Here is a 13,224-nt window from a genome sequence, read left to right as displayed (position 1 = left end):
GCTCGATGACAAGCAACTTTACATGGAGGAACTTCATGCTGGACGAGGTCAAACAGGCGGTCACCGACCGCGCGCTCGACGACATGCGAACGCGCCTGGATATGGGCAACTGGACCGACAGGGAAAAGGTCGTGCTGACCTGTCGCATGCTTGCGATGGAGAACCATTCGGAGACGCTGGCGGGACAAATCACCGTGCGCTGCGACGACGGCACCTATCTCACCACGCCCCTGGCGGTGGCGTTCGACGAGATCGAACCGCGCCATGTCATTCGCGTGGACGACTCGCTGCGTCTGCTCGAAGGCAACGGCATGGCCAACCCCGCGGTGCGCTTTCACCTGTGGGTCTACCGGCGGCGGCCCGACGTGCGTAGCATCGTGCATACGCATCCGCCTTATGTCTCGACACTCTCCATGACGGGACGCCCGCTGCGCGTGGCGCACATGGACGCCACGCCGTTCTTCGACGATTGCGCGTTCCTGAAGGAGTGGCCGGGCCTGCCGATTGCCGACGACGAGGGCGAGATCATTTCCGCTGCACTCGGCACGCGCCGCACGATCCTGCTCGCACACCACGGCTTTCTGGCCGCAACGTCGTCCATCGAAGAGACAGCGTACCTGTCGATGCTGATCGAGCGCGCGGCGCGCAATCAATTGATGGCAGAAACACTCGGCCCGGTGAAGGAGCTCGACCCCGCGCTCGCCAGGGAATCGCATGACTTCCTGCTGCAACCGAGCATCGTCAAGGCGAGCTTCGCGATGTTCGGGCGGCGCGTCCTGCGACACGCACCGGACGCCCTTCGAAGCACTGGCGCGTAAGCGCGGATGCGGATGCGGCGACGCTCGTCGCGGGCGGTGTCGGAAATCTGTGAACAACAAAAAGCCCGCATCCATAAGGAATGCGGGCCCGAACTTTTCAATTGACGGAAAGCGCTCGTCAGAACGGAATATCGTCGTCCATGTCGTCGAAGCCGCCGCCCGACTGCTTGGCCGGGGCTTGCTGACGACCACCGCCGCCGCCGCCACCACCGCCGCGCGAGTAGCCGCCACCACCGCCTTCGTCACCGCCGCCGCCGCGCGAGTAGCCACCGCCACCGCCGCCGCCGCCGCCTTCACCACCACGGCCGCCGAGCATCTGCATCTGGTCGGCCACGATCTCCGTGCTGTAACGGTCCGTACCGTCCTGCGCCTGATACTTGCGCGTGCGGATACGGCCTTCGATATACACCGACGAGCCCTTCTTCAGGTATTCGTTGACGATTTCCGCAAGACGGCCGAAGAACGACACACGGTGCCATTCGGTCATTTCCTTGAACTCGCCGGACTGCTTGTCCTTGTAACGATCGGTCGTCGCCAGACGAATGTTCGCAACCGCATCGCCGCTCGGCATGTAGCGGACTTCGGGGTCGGCGCCCAGATTGCCGACCAGAATCACTTTGTTGACTGATGCCATAAATCTTTCTCCGGTATTGCTGAAATCCGATCAGGATTGACGAGGCGCTGGCGTCCTCATCGGTGCGGCGATTATAAGCCACACGACCGCCCCGGCTGCGCAAGTCAGGAAGATTGCGTTTTGACCGTAGTGGGTCATCAGAAAACCCCCTAGTGCCCCACCGCAGAAAAGACCGAGTGCCTGCGTCGTGTTGTACACCCCGACCGCTGCGCCCTTGCGCTGTCCCGGCGCCAGTTTCGACACCAGCGACGGCTGCGACGCTTCGAGCACGTTGAAGCCCAGGAAGTACACAAACAGCACCACGGCAATCACGCCGACCGTCGGCGGCAAGCCACCAAGCGCGACCTGCGCCACGGCGACCAGCGCAATCGCCGAGAGCAGCACGGCCTTCATCTTGCCGCGCTTTTCCGCCGCGATGATCGCAGGCACCATCGCCACAAACGACAGCCCCATCACCGGCAGATAAATTTCCCAATGCTGTGCGACCGGCAGCCCGGCGGCCACCAGCATGCGCGGCATCGCCACGAAGAGCGCCGTCTGCGTCGCATGCAGGACGAACACGCCGAAATTCAGACGCAGCAGTTCCGGGTTATGCAGCACTTCCGAGAACGGCGCGGGCCCGGCCTTGGCATGCACGGGCGGTGTCGGCACCACCCAGAGCACCACGAAAATCGCCAGCACGGCCAGTATGCCGATGGCCGAGAACAACCCGCTCATGCCCAGCCAGTGATACAGGAAAGGCGCACACACGATCGCCACGGCAAACGACACGCCGATGCTGCCGCCGATCATCGCCATCGCCTTGGTGCGGTTCGCGTCGCTCGTCAGGTCCGCCACACAGGCCATGACCGCCGAGGAGATGGCGCCGGCGCCCTGAATCGCGCGACCGACGATGATCCACGTCAGGTCATGGGCCATCGCCGCCACCAGCGAACCGATGGCGAAGACGACGAGGCCGAAAATGATGACAGGCTTGCGCCCGAGCCGGTCTGACGCCCATCCGTACGGGATGTAAAGCAACGACTGCGTCAGCCCGTAGATGCCGATGGCCAGCCCCACGAGAAACGTGTCGTTGCCCCCCGGAATGGTCTGCGCGAAGACCGAGAACACCGGCATGATCAGAAACAGACCGAGCATGCGCAATGCAAAAATCCCCGCGAGCGACGCACTGGCGCGCACTTCTAGCGGGGTCATGCGGCCACCTCGGCCGCGTGTCGAGGCAGGAGAAGCGGAAGTCACGGAATCAGTAGACATTACGTCCTGAGAGATGGAAAAAGCGCGTGCAGCCTCGGAATTGTCTGATGATTGCGCCTGGACGCGGGGTTCGTCAGCCGCCCGTCGGGCTCGCGCCGGGCATGCGTACCACCGTCTTCCGTCCTACAGGCATCGGGTGGGCGCCAGCCTCTGGAAATCGGGCGGTTCGTCCCCATCTGTCTTCCTCGCCAGCCGGCCGCCCGGGACAGCCTGTCAGCAGGGATCAGCCCCGGCAATCAAACTTAGGTATATTAGCAGGTTTAGCCGCCCTGATTTCCCCCCAGCGGCCCGCCCGACCGCTCCCGCCGCTTGCTGCGTCGATGCCCGGCCAACGCCGTGCCGTCGCGGCCCGACGTTCCGGGAAATTCGGGCGCTTGGGGGCCGGAAGCCGCCCCGCGACATATCGCCGCGCGGATTCCTCGGCGACGACCCGGAACCGTCAATGGAAACCATCCGTATTCGTGGGGCGCGTACCCACAACCTCAAGAACGTCAATCTCGACTTGCCGCGTCACCAGCTCGTGGTGATTACCGGCCTGTCGGGCTCCGGCAAGTCGTCGCTCGCTTTCGACACGCTCTACGCGGAAGGCCAGCGTCGCTACGTCGAAAGCCTCTCGGCGTACGCCCGGCAGTTTCTCCAATTGATGGAGAAGCCCGACGTCGACCTGATCGAAGGGCTGTCGCCGGCGATCTCCATCGAGCAAAAGGCGACCTCGCACAACCCGCGCTCGACGGTCGGCACCGTCACGGAAATTCACGACTACCTGCGTCTGCTCTACGCCCGCGTGGGCACGCCCTACTGCCCCGATCACGGGCTGCCGCTCGAATCGCAAAGCGTCTCGCAGATGGTCGACGCTGTATTGGCGCTTCCCGAAGACACCAAGCTCATGATCCTCGCGCCCATCGTCGTCGATCGCAAGGGCGAGCATGCGGACCTCTTCGAGTCGATGCAGGCACAGGGCTTCGTGCGCTTCCGGATCCGCTCGGGCGGCGGCGCGGCCAACGAGGGCACGGCGCGCGTGTACGACATCGAGGCGCTGCCCAAACTCAAGAAGACGGAAAAGCATTCCATCGACGTGGTCATCGACCGCGTGAAGGTGCGCGCCGATCTGAAGCAACGTCTGGCCGAGTCGTTCGAGACGGCGCTGCGTCTGGCCGACGGCCGGGCCATCGCGCTGGAGATGGATACCGACAAGGAGCACGTCTTCAGTTCGAAGTTCGCGTGCCCGGTGTGCTCGTATTCGCTGCAGGAGCTCGAGCCGCGTCTGTTCTCGTTCAACAACCCGATGGGCGCGTGCCCGACGTGCGACGGTCTGGGCCAGATGACGTTCTTCGATCCGAAGCGCGTCGTCGCCTTCCCGGCACTCTCGCTCGCGTCCGGCGCGATCAAGGGCTGGGACCGTCGCAATCAGTTCTACTTCCAGATGCTGCAAAGCCTTGCCGCGTTCTACGACTTCGACGTCGACACGCCGTTCGAGGAACTCGCGGAAGACACGCAGAAAATCGTGCTTTACGGCTCCGGCGAGCAGGAAATTCCCTTCACCTACGTGAACGAGAAGGGACGCACGTCGGTTCGCTCGCATGCCTTCGAAGGCATCATCCCGAATCTGGAGCGGCGCTATCGCGAAACCGATTCGGTCGCGGTACGCGAAGAGCTTGCGAAGTATCAGAACAATCGCGCCTGCCCCGATTGCGAGGGCAGCCGTCTGCGGCGTGAGGCACGATTCGTCAAGGTCGGGGAGGACAAGCAGGCCCGCGCGATCTACGAGATCGGCAACCTGCCGCTGCGCGAGACACTGGGGTACTTCCACGAACTGGTGTTGCATGGGGCCAAGCGCGAGATCGCCGACAAGATCGTGAAGGAAATCGTGGCGCGCCTGACGTTCCTGAACAACGTCGGCCTCGACTATCTTTCGCTGGAGCGCAGTGCCGACACACTCTCGGGCGGCGAAGCGCAGCGGATTCGTCTGGCGTCGCAAATCGGCTCGGGCCTCACAGGCGTGATGTATGTGCTCGATGAGCCCTCGATCGGGCTGCATCAGCGCGACAACGACCGCCTGATCGGCACGCTCAAGCATCTGCGCGATCTCGGCAACTCGGTAATCGTGGTCGAGCACGACGAGGACATGATTCTCGCGAGCGATTACGTCGTCGACATGGGCCTGGGCGCAGGCATTCACGGGGGGACCGTCATCGCACAAGGCAGCCCGGCACAGATCGAGCAATCGGCCGAGTCGCTGACCGGCCAATATCTGTCGGGCGCGCGTCGTATCGAGGTGCCGGCGGAACGTCGTGCGCCGGGCGAGGACTATCTGCGTATCGTCGACGCGACCGGCAACAACCTCAAACACGTCAATCTGGACCTGCCGGTCGGTTTGCTGACTTGCGTGACGGGCGTGTCCGGTTCGGGCAAGTCGACGCTGATCAACGACACGCTGTATCACGCCGTGGCGCGCCATCTGTATGGCTCGTCGGCGGAACCGGCACCGTATGAGCAGATCGACGGCCTGGAGCATTTCGACAAGGTCATCAACGTCGACCAGTCGCCCATTGGACGCACACCGCGCTCCAACCCGGCCACGTACACGGGGCTGTTCACACCGATTCGCGAACTGTTCGCGGGCGTGCCGGCGGCCAAGGAACGCGGCTACGATCCGGGCCGGTTCTCGTTCAACGTGAAGGGCGGGCGTTGCGAAGCCTGTCAAGGCGACGGCGTGATCAAGGTCGAAATGCACTTTCTGCCGGACGTGTACGTGCCGTGCGACGTCTGCCACGGCAAACGCTACAACCGCGAGACGCTGGAAGTGCAGTACAAGGGGCGCAACATATCGGAAGTGCTCGACATGACGGTCGAGCAGGCGCACGAGTTCTTCAAGCCCGTGCCGGTCGTGGCGCGCAAGCTCAAGACGTTGCTCGACGTCGGCCTCGGCTACATCCGCCTCGGCCAGTCGGCCACGACGCTCTCGGGCGGCGAGGCGCAACGCGTGAAGCTGTCGCTGGAGCTGTCCAAGCGCGATACGGGCCGCACGTTGTATATCCTTGACGAACCGACCACCGGATTGCACTTTCACGACATCGAACTGCTGCTCACCGTGATTCACCGGTTGCGCGATCAGGGCAACACGGTCGTTATCATCGAACACAATCTCGACGTGATCAAAACGGCGGATTGGGTGATCGATCTCGGGCCGGAAGGCGGGGCGGGCGGCGGGCAGATCATCGCCCAGGGCACGCCGGAGCAAGTGGCGGCGAGCAAGGCCAGCTTCACCGGCAAGTATCTCGCGCCGCTGCTCAAGCGCGGGAAGTAAGCAAGACGCCGTCAGGCAGCACCGCCCAGGGACAGCGCACCAGCGCCGCCCATGACTTATTGGCGTGAATGCGGCATGAATGCGGTCTGATTGCGGCATGACTGCGGCGCGAGGCATCGCAAGGTATTTTTAAGGACGTCATTTCATGGAACCGCGCTCTGGCTGGACTCCGGACCGCAACTTCTGGGTCGAACTGGCAAGCTACGTCTTCGCCGCCGGGGCCCTTTGGCTGATTCTTCACATCCACCTGCTCTCGGCGGTGCTCGCGGGCATGGTGGTCTATCAGTTGGTCCACGTGCTGGGGCCGCGCCTGCAACTGCGCATCTCCAGCGAGCGTGCCCGGCTGGTCGCGGTGGCGCTGCTCTCGGCCGTCATCGTTGCTCTGATGACGGCGCTGATCTTCGGTGTCATCACCTTCTTTCGCAGCGATGCGGGCCATCTGGAACACATCAACGGCCGCATGATGGAAGCGGTCGAGCAGGCGCGCTCGCAATTGCCGATGTGGGTCACCGATCGTCTGCCGGCGGACGGCGAAGACATCCATCAGGCCGTGACCGGATTCCTGAAGGACCACACGCAGGAGATGTCGCTGGTCGGCAAGGAAGCGCTCAACGCCATGGTTCATATCATCGTCGGGCTGGTGCTTGGGGCGCTCGTGGCGCTTTCGTCCATACGTCCGGTGCATCACATGCAACCGCTGGCTGCCGCACTCACTCGCCGCGTGACGCTGTTCGGCGACGCGTTTCGCCGCATCGTCTTCGCACAGGTCAAGATTTCCGCGATCAACACCCTGTTCACGGCCATCTTCCTCGTGGGCATCTTGCCGCTTTTCGACATTCATCTGCCGTTGCGCAAAACGATGATCGTCGTGACGTTCGTGGTCGGGTTGTTACCGGTCGTCGGCAATCTGATCTCGAATACGTTCATCGTAGTGCTCGGCCTGTCGGTGTCGCTGTACGTGGCAATTTCGGCGCTCATCTTTCTGATTGTCATTCACAAGCTCGAGTACTTCCTGAACGCTCGCATCGTCGGCACGCAGATCCAGTCGCGTGCCTGGGAATTGCTGTTGGCGATGATCGTTCTGGAGGCCGCCTTCGGGTTGCCGGGCCTGATCGCCGCGCCGATTTACTACGGCTATCTCAAGAGCGAGTTGGCGGAAAAGCGGCTCGTCTGAGTCGATGCATCGTTGGCGAGATGCGGCGTGTGCTGCCCGCGCCCCGGCGTGTCCTCCCCCACGAGGTCAACCGGGAGCGGGCATTTTCATGGGCGTAATTTGACATTTCGTCACCCGGTGACATAATGTCAAATTATGAAACCCGCCAAATCCGCCACTGCCGGCAAGCTCGACGAGAACACGCTGCTCTTGCGCGAAGGTCGCAAGATCGTCGAGGCGCTCGGCCAGACGTTCTCGCCGCTCGTCGAAGTGGTGCTGCACGACCTGACCGACCCGGACCATGCCATCGTGGCCATCGCCAACAATCTGTCGGGCCGCGAGCCGGGCGACGCGGTGACGGAAATGGGACTTGCGCGCATTGCCGATCCGGCGTTCCCGGAAGTCATCGCAAACTACGCCAACCGGTTTCCCGACGGGCGCCCGGCCAAGAGCACATCCATCGGGCTGAAGAACAGCCGTGGCGACTATGTCGCTGCCATCTGCCTGAATATGGACATTTCGATGCTGGCAGCGGCGGCGGCAAGCGTCCAGCAACTGGTGAACGTGCCGAATCAGGCGCCGGCGTCGGTCGAGGAGACGCTTTCGAACCGACGTCTGGATGACATCGCACCGCTGATCACCGCGTTTGCAGCACAGCGCAACACCACGCCGCAGGCCCTCACCCTCGCGCAACGCCGCGAAGCGATCCGCCTCGTCGAAGCGCGCGGGCTGCTCGATTTGCGCCAGGCGCATGCCGAAGTCGCACGGACGCTGGGTATCGCGCGCTCGACCGTCTACACCTACCTCTCCGACCCGAAAGGTGCATCATGACTACCCCCACGCAGGCCACCTCGGCTTCCCTGGCGATCACGTATGGTGACGTCGTCGCGGCTCACGACCGAATTCGCGAGGCGGCGCACCGTACCCCGGTGCTCACGTCGCGCACCGCAAACGCCATGACGGGCGCCAGCCTGTTCTTCAAGGCGGAGAACCTTCAGCGCATGGGCGCGTTCAAGTTCCGCGGCGCCTACAACGCGATTTCGCAATTCACCGCCGCGCAAAGGCGCGCCGGCGTGCTGGCGTTTTCGTCGGGCAACCATGCACAGGCGATTGCCTTGTCGGCACGCGATCTGGGGGTGCCAGCCGTCATCCTCATGCCGCAGGACGCCCCGCAAATGAAGGTCGAGGCCACACGTGGCTACGGCGCGGAAGTCATTCTGTACGACCGTTATACGGAAGATCGCGAGGCGCTGGCCCGGCGGCTGGCGACCGAGCGTGGCATGACGTTGATCCCGCCGTACGACCATCCGCACGTGATGGCGGGTCAGGGCACGGCAACGAAAGAGCTGATCGAGGACGCGGGCGAACTCGACGTCCTTGTCGTATGTCTGGGCGGTGGCGGCCTGCTCTCGGGCAGCGCAGTCGCAGCGCGCGCGCTGAATCCGAACATCGAGATTTATGGCGTGGAGCCCGAGGCCGGCAACGACGGTCAGCAGAGCTTCCGCACGGGAGAGATCGTGCACATCGATACGCCACGCACCATTGCGGACGGCGCGCAGACGCAGCATCTCGGCAACCAGACATTCCCGGTCATCCGCGCGCTGGTCGACGACATCCTCACGGTGACGGATGACGAACTCGTTCAGGCGATGCAGTTCTTCGCGAGCCGTATGAAGATCGTGGTGGAGCCGACCGGATGCCTCGCGGCAGCGGCAGTATTCCAGGGAAAGATCGACGTGCGCGGCAAGCGCGTCGGCATCCTGCTTTCCGGCGGCAACGTCGATCTCGCGCGTTTCGCCAAACTCACACTCGGGGAGGTCGCATGAGCACACAGGAACGCGGTATCGAATCGGTGAACGTACCGACGTTGCAACCGCCGCGCGGACATTATTCGCACGGCGTTTGCGCCAACGGCTTCGTTTTCGTCTCGGGACAGTTGCCCGTCACGCCGGAGGGCGAGCGCCTCGTGGACGCGCCGTTCGAAGTGCAGGCGAAGCAGGCGCTGGACAACGTCGCGGCAATTCTCAGTGCGTGCGGCTCCAGCGTGAGCCGGTTGGTGCAGGTGCGCGTGTACATCACGAGCGTGGACTACTGGGGAGCGTTCAACGACGTCTATGCCGCGTGGGCCGGTGATGCGAAACCGGCGCGTTGCGTGGTGCCGGTACCGGCGCTGAGTCATGGCGTAGCCGTGGAGATCGAGGCGACGGCATTGGCGGGCTGAGCGCCCTATCGATGGGCAAGCCGGGGCATGTTCCCGCTTTCGGGCGTGGCTTGAAGCCATCCGGGATTTTTGGCGCCGTGAATCCGTCCGACGGTTACACTTCGCTCCCTGAATTCACGTTCTTCAAGCCATGACGACGCCTGATCTTCCTACGCCGCAGCACGCGGCGTCCGACATTCCCGCTCCCCGGACACAGCAACGCGTCGATGACGAACCGTTGCGGCTCGTCACCAGCTTTAACGATATCTTCGTCGTCATCGCCTCGTGGCTGCTGTCCTTCGGCATCGTGTGGCTCACCATTGCGCTGCCGTCGTGGCTGCAAATGCTCGTCGCGGCCGCCGTGACCTGGGGACTCTCCGAGATTTTCGTTCGACGCCGCCGCATGGCGTTGCCCGCGTTGTGCTTCTCGTTCAGCTTCGTCAGCACCTGCGCGTTGCTCGGCTTCGGCAATGCGTCGCTGCTGCACCAGGGCGGCGAAAGCGTGCGCGCGTCGATGAGCGCGTGGACCCTCGTTGCCACATGCCTGTGCACCGCCTTTGGCGCCGCCCTCTTCTGGTGGCGCTTTCGCGTGCCTGCCGTCGTCGCGATGGGCCTTGCCGGTGTCGTGATCGTCGTGTGGGCGCATGCCATCGTGCTGCTCGACGAGAACGTTGGCGTGTGGCTGCTCGTCGGCAACGTCGCGGCAGGTCTGGCGATCTTCCTCTGGGCGCTGCGCTGGGACGCCCAGGATCCGCAACGCACCACGATCCGCTCCGACGTCGCCTTCTGGCTTCATCTGCTCTCGGCCTGCATGGTCACGCATCCGATTTTCTGGATGCTCGCCCCCCACCATCCGGGCGCGGTCATCGCCGTCTTCGTGGTGCTCACTGCCATCTCGCTTGCCATCGATCGACGCGCGCTCATGCTCTCGTCGTTGCTCTACGTGATGAGCGCGATCCTGCGCCTGTTCATGACATCCCCGGCAAGCGACGGCGAGTTCTACACGGCATCCAGTGCATCGCTACCGGCGACCGCCGTCGTCGTGGGCGGCGTGCTGCTCCTGCTCTCGGTGTTCTGGCAGCCATCGCGTAAAGCCGTACTCCGCCTGCTGCCCGCCGTCTGGCGCGCCCGGCTGCCGCGATAACCTCGCCGACCTCGCTGACCTTGCTGATCTTGCAGACTGCCCCGCGCAGCAAGGGCATCCGATGAAACGACGAGGCCGCGCCGAATCTCCCCGGCGCGGCCTCGTTTGCTTTCCGCAGCGAGCAAGCAGGCAAGCAAGCATTACTGGATCGTCACGCGCCCCAGCACCTTCATGTAATGATCGAGCGAGGGTGTCTGCATGCCGGCGACCTTTGCCCGGTCGTCCCAGCGACGCAGGCGCAGCGCCGCCTGCGCGTGATCGCGCGCCAGGAACGTCGTCGCCTCCTCGTCGCTGAACACCCCGCCCTGCAATGCCAGACTGCGCACGGAATCGACCGAAAGCTTGCCGTAGTACTCAGGGTCGATCGCGCACAGGCACCGCTTCGCGTCCACGTGCAGACGAATGGGATCGAGGACCGCGTCGTCAAAGAGCGGTCTCAGGAACGGCAATGCGAAATATTGGTGCAGATCGTCGATGCCGCGCTCGGTGGGCGTCTCGCCCTGGAGATTGAGCAGATGGCCGAGATCGTGGAGGAAACTGGCCGCGACGAGCGCCTCATCGGCGCCCTCGCGCTCGGCGAGCGCGCCGCTTTGCAGCGCGTGCTCCAGTTGGGTGACAGGCTCGCCGCTGTATGCGATCGAGCCGAACTTATCGAACAGGGTGCGGATGTCCGGCAGGCTCAGGGCCATCGTGAGAACTCTCGTTGTCGTCGCGAGAACTTGAGACGGAGCCGGCGGCGGCCGTCGCGACTTCGGCAAGCGCCGCCAGTTTCGACGCCTTGGCTTCCTTCGGCGCCTTCAGATCCTTGGTGTCCTTGCCGTCCTTCGGTTTGTCTCGCATGCGACTCTTGCGCAGCGCGCCGGCATCGTCGAGCACCGGATAGGCGGTCGAGCAGAACAGCGAATTGAGACGCTTCATGTCGCTGATGATGTCCAGATGCAGCGAACTCGTCTCGATACTCTGCACCGACTGCCCCGCCAGACGATTCAGGTGCGTGTACGAATATGCGCGCTCCAGATCGCGAAAGCTCTCCTTCTCCGCCATGAGTCGCTGTGCGCTCTTGAGGTCGGTGTTCAGGAACACGGACAGGCCGAGTTGCAGATTCGTCACCAGCCGTGCATGCATGTCGCAAATCTCCTGCAACCCTGCTTCGGAGAACGACAGCTTGTGCGATATCTTTTTCTCTTCGACTTCGACGACCATGCGCTCGATGATGTCGCCCGCGTGTTCCAGATTGATCGTGAGCGAAATGATGTCCGTCCAGCGACGGCTGTCCTGCTCGCTAAGATTCTCGCGCGACACGCGTGTCAAATACATCTTCACGGCGGTGTAGAGATGGTCGACGTCGTCGTCCAGCCGACGGGTCTCGCGGGCGCGCGCGACGTCGTTGCTCTTGATGACGTCGAGCAATCCGTTGAGCATGCGCTCGATGATGTCGCCCATGCGCAGCGTCTCGCGTGTGGCATTGGCCAGCGCCAGCGAGGGCATTTCGAGCGCGCTCTCATCGAGGTGACGCGCTCGGGTCACGCCGTCGGTTTCCGGCTTCTCGGCGAGCAGTCGCACGCACAGGCGCGCCATGGGCTCGGTGAAGGCCAGGCACACCACGCAGCGAACCAGGTTGTACAGCACGTGGAAGTTCACGACGGCCTGCGCCGGGGCGTCCGAGAGCCAATTCACGAGCATGGGCGCGTAGTCGACGAACGGCAGCACGATCAGGCAGCCGATCAGCTTGAAGAGCAGACTGCCGAATACCACGCGACGACCGGCCGCGTTCTGCCCGGCCGAGGTCAGCATGGCCAGCATGCCGCTGCCCAGATTCGCGCCGATCACGAGACACAGCGCCACCTTGAGTGAAATCACGCCCGACGAGGCAAGCGTTGCGGTGAGCAGCACCGCCGCAAGACTGGAATACGACACCATCGCGAACAACGCGCCGATGAGCGTATCGAGCATCACGTCGCCGGTGAGCGAGCCGAACAGTACCTTGACGCCGGCGGCTTCCGTCATCGGCGTGGTCGCGCCGACGATCAGCTGCAAGGCAAGAATGATGAGACCGAGGCCGATCGATACGCGACCCAGTTGGCCGGCGCGTGTCTGCTTGCGCGACAGGAAGAAGATGACGCCGAAGAAGATCAGCAGCGGCGAGAGCCAGTGCAGGTCGAACGTCAGGATCCGCGCCATGAGCGCCGTGCCAACGTCTGCGCCCAACATGATGGACAACGCCGGCGCCAGCGCGATCAGCCCTTGCGCACCGAACGACGACACGATGAGCGCCGTTGCATTGCTGCTTTGCACGAGACCCGTGACGAGCACGCCCGCCGCGAAGGCAAGGAAACGATTCGAGATGCTGTGCGACAGAATCCGTCGCAGATCGGCGCCGTAGACGCGAAGGACGCCGGTGCGCACGATATGTGTGCCCCAGATCAGCATCGCCACGCCGGAGAGAAGGTTGAGCAGAGTCAGCATGCCAGTGGTCCGTGTCTTATTGTCGACGGGACAGGCAGCGCGTCGCGCCACCCACATGACGCGTGCACTGGTTTGCCAAAACCGGCATCCCGCGTCAGTCCTACACTGGCGTCGGGATGCGTATGAAGTCTGCGCGTCATGCGTATCCCCAATCGGTACACCGTACACCAAATCGAACACCGCAACAATCGTGTCATCAATTTGTCACAATTTTTGCGCGCATTCTGCTAAGCCCTGTTGCATCAGGG

At 63.5% G+C, this 13,224-nt stretch carries 11 protein-coding genes; 7 read left to right on the top strand and 4 right to left on the bottom strand.

What is annotated here, in order from left to right; all coding sequences use genetic code 11:
* Window positions 1–5 precede the first annotated feature (5 nt).
* Window positions 6–818 carry an aldolase gene (locus UC34_RS03100; RefSeq protein ID WP_174556759.1) on the top strand — a complete coding sequence of 271 codons (813 nt, stop codon included), beginning with the start codon at window positions 6–8 and terminating at the stop codon, window positions 816–818.
* A gap of 118 nt (window positions 819–936) precedes the next feature.
* Here UC34_RS03100 and UC34_RS03095 read toward each other — a convergent pair whose 3' ends face one another.
* Together UC34_RS03095 and UC34_RS03090 are read right to left on the bottom strand one after the other, a co-directional pair.
* A complete protein-coding gene (locus UC34_RS03095; RefSeq protein ID WP_044453880.1) occupies window positions 937–1,452 on the bottom strand; it encodes a single-stranded DNA-binding protein in 516 nt (171 codons plus the stop codon).
* 30 nt (window positions 1,453–1,482) lie between these two features.
* On the bottom strand, window positions 1,483–2,646 hold the full coding sequence (locus UC34_RS03090; RefSeq protein WP_044453878.1) for an MFS transporter: 1,164 nt from the start codon (window positions 2,644–2,646) through the stop codon (window positions 1,483–1,485).
* A 502-nt stretch (window positions 2,647–3,148) separates the two neighbouring features.
* Here UC34_RS03090 and uvrA point away from each other — a divergent pair.
* The 6 genes from uvrA to UC34_RS03060 all read left to right on the top strand — a co-directional run bounded on the left by uvrA (window position 3,149) and on the right by UC34_RS03060 (window position 10,510).
* Window positions 3,149–6,013 carry an excinuclease ABC subunit UvrA gene (gene uvrA / locus UC34_RS03085; RefSeq protein ID WP_044453877.1) on the top strand — a complete coding sequence of 955 codons (2,865 nt, stop codon included), beginning with the start codon at window positions 3,149–3,151 and terminating at the stop codon, window positions 6,011–6,013.
* Between the two features lie 145 nt (window positions 6,014–6,158).
* Window positions 6,159–7,187 carry an AI-2E family transporter gene (locus tag UC34_RS03080; RefSeq protein WP_044453875.1) on the top strand — a complete coding sequence of 343 codons (1,029 nt, stop codon included), beginning with the start codon at window positions 6,159–6,161 and terminating at the stop codon, window positions 7,185–7,187.
* Window positions 7,188–7,322: 135 nt separating this feature from the next.
* Complete coding sequence (locus UC34_RS03075; RefSeq protein WP_044453874.1) at window positions 7,323–7,997, top strand: helix-turn-helix transcriptional regulator; 675 nt, start codon at window positions 7,323–7,325, stop codon at window positions 7,995–7,997.
* Window positions 7,994–8,992 (top strand): threo-3-hydroxy-L-aspartate ammonia-lyase, encoded by a 999-nt coding sequence (locus tag UC34_RS03070; protein WP_044453872.1) that lies wholly within the window; start codon window positions 7,994–7,996, stop codon window positions 8,990–8,992. Before UC34_RS03075 ends, UC34_RS03070 begins: the two co-directional genes overlap by 4 nt.
* A complete protein-coding gene (locus UC34_RS03065; RefSeq protein WP_044453869.1) occupies window positions 8,989–9,387 on the top strand; it encodes a RidA family protein in 399 nt (132 codons plus the stop codon). Before UC34_RS03070 ends, UC34_RS03065 begins: the two co-directional genes overlap by 4 nt.
* Before the next feature lie 130 nt (window positions 9,388–9,517).
* Window positions 9,518–10,510 (top strand): hypothetical protein, encoded by a 993-nt coding sequence (locus UC34_RS03060; protein WP_044453868.1) that lies wholly within the window; start codon window positions 9,518–9,520, stop codon window positions 10,508–10,510.
* Window positions 10,511–10,650: 140 nt separating this feature from the next.
* Here UC34_RS03060 and UC34_RS03055 read toward each other — a convergent pair whose 3' ends face one another.
* Window positions 10,651–11,199 carry a phosphonate degradation HD-domain oxygenase gene (locus UC34_RS03055; RefSeq protein WP_044457678.1) on the bottom strand — a complete coding sequence of 183 codons (549 nt, stop codon included), beginning with the start codon at window positions 11,197–11,199 and terminating at the stop codon, window positions 10,651–10,653.
* Complete coding sequence (locus tag UC34_RS03050) at window positions 11,159–12,976, bottom strand: Na/Pi cotransporter family protein (RefSeq protein WP_072617430.1); 1,818 nt, start codon at window positions 12,974–12,976, stop codon at window positions 11,159–11,161. The genes UC34_RS03055 and UC34_RS03050 overlap by 41 nt, the downstream gene beginning before the upstream one ends.
* Window positions 12,977–13,224: the final 248 nt, after the last annotated feature.

It is taken from the genome of Pandoraea vervacti (assembly GCF_000934605.2).
Lineage (GTDB): Bacteria > Pseudomonadota > Gammaproteobacteria > Burkholderiales > Burkholderiaceae > Pandoraea > Pandoraea vervacti.
Note: the sequence above shows the minus strand (reverse complement) of the source record. Positions and strands in the feature narration are given on the sequence as shown.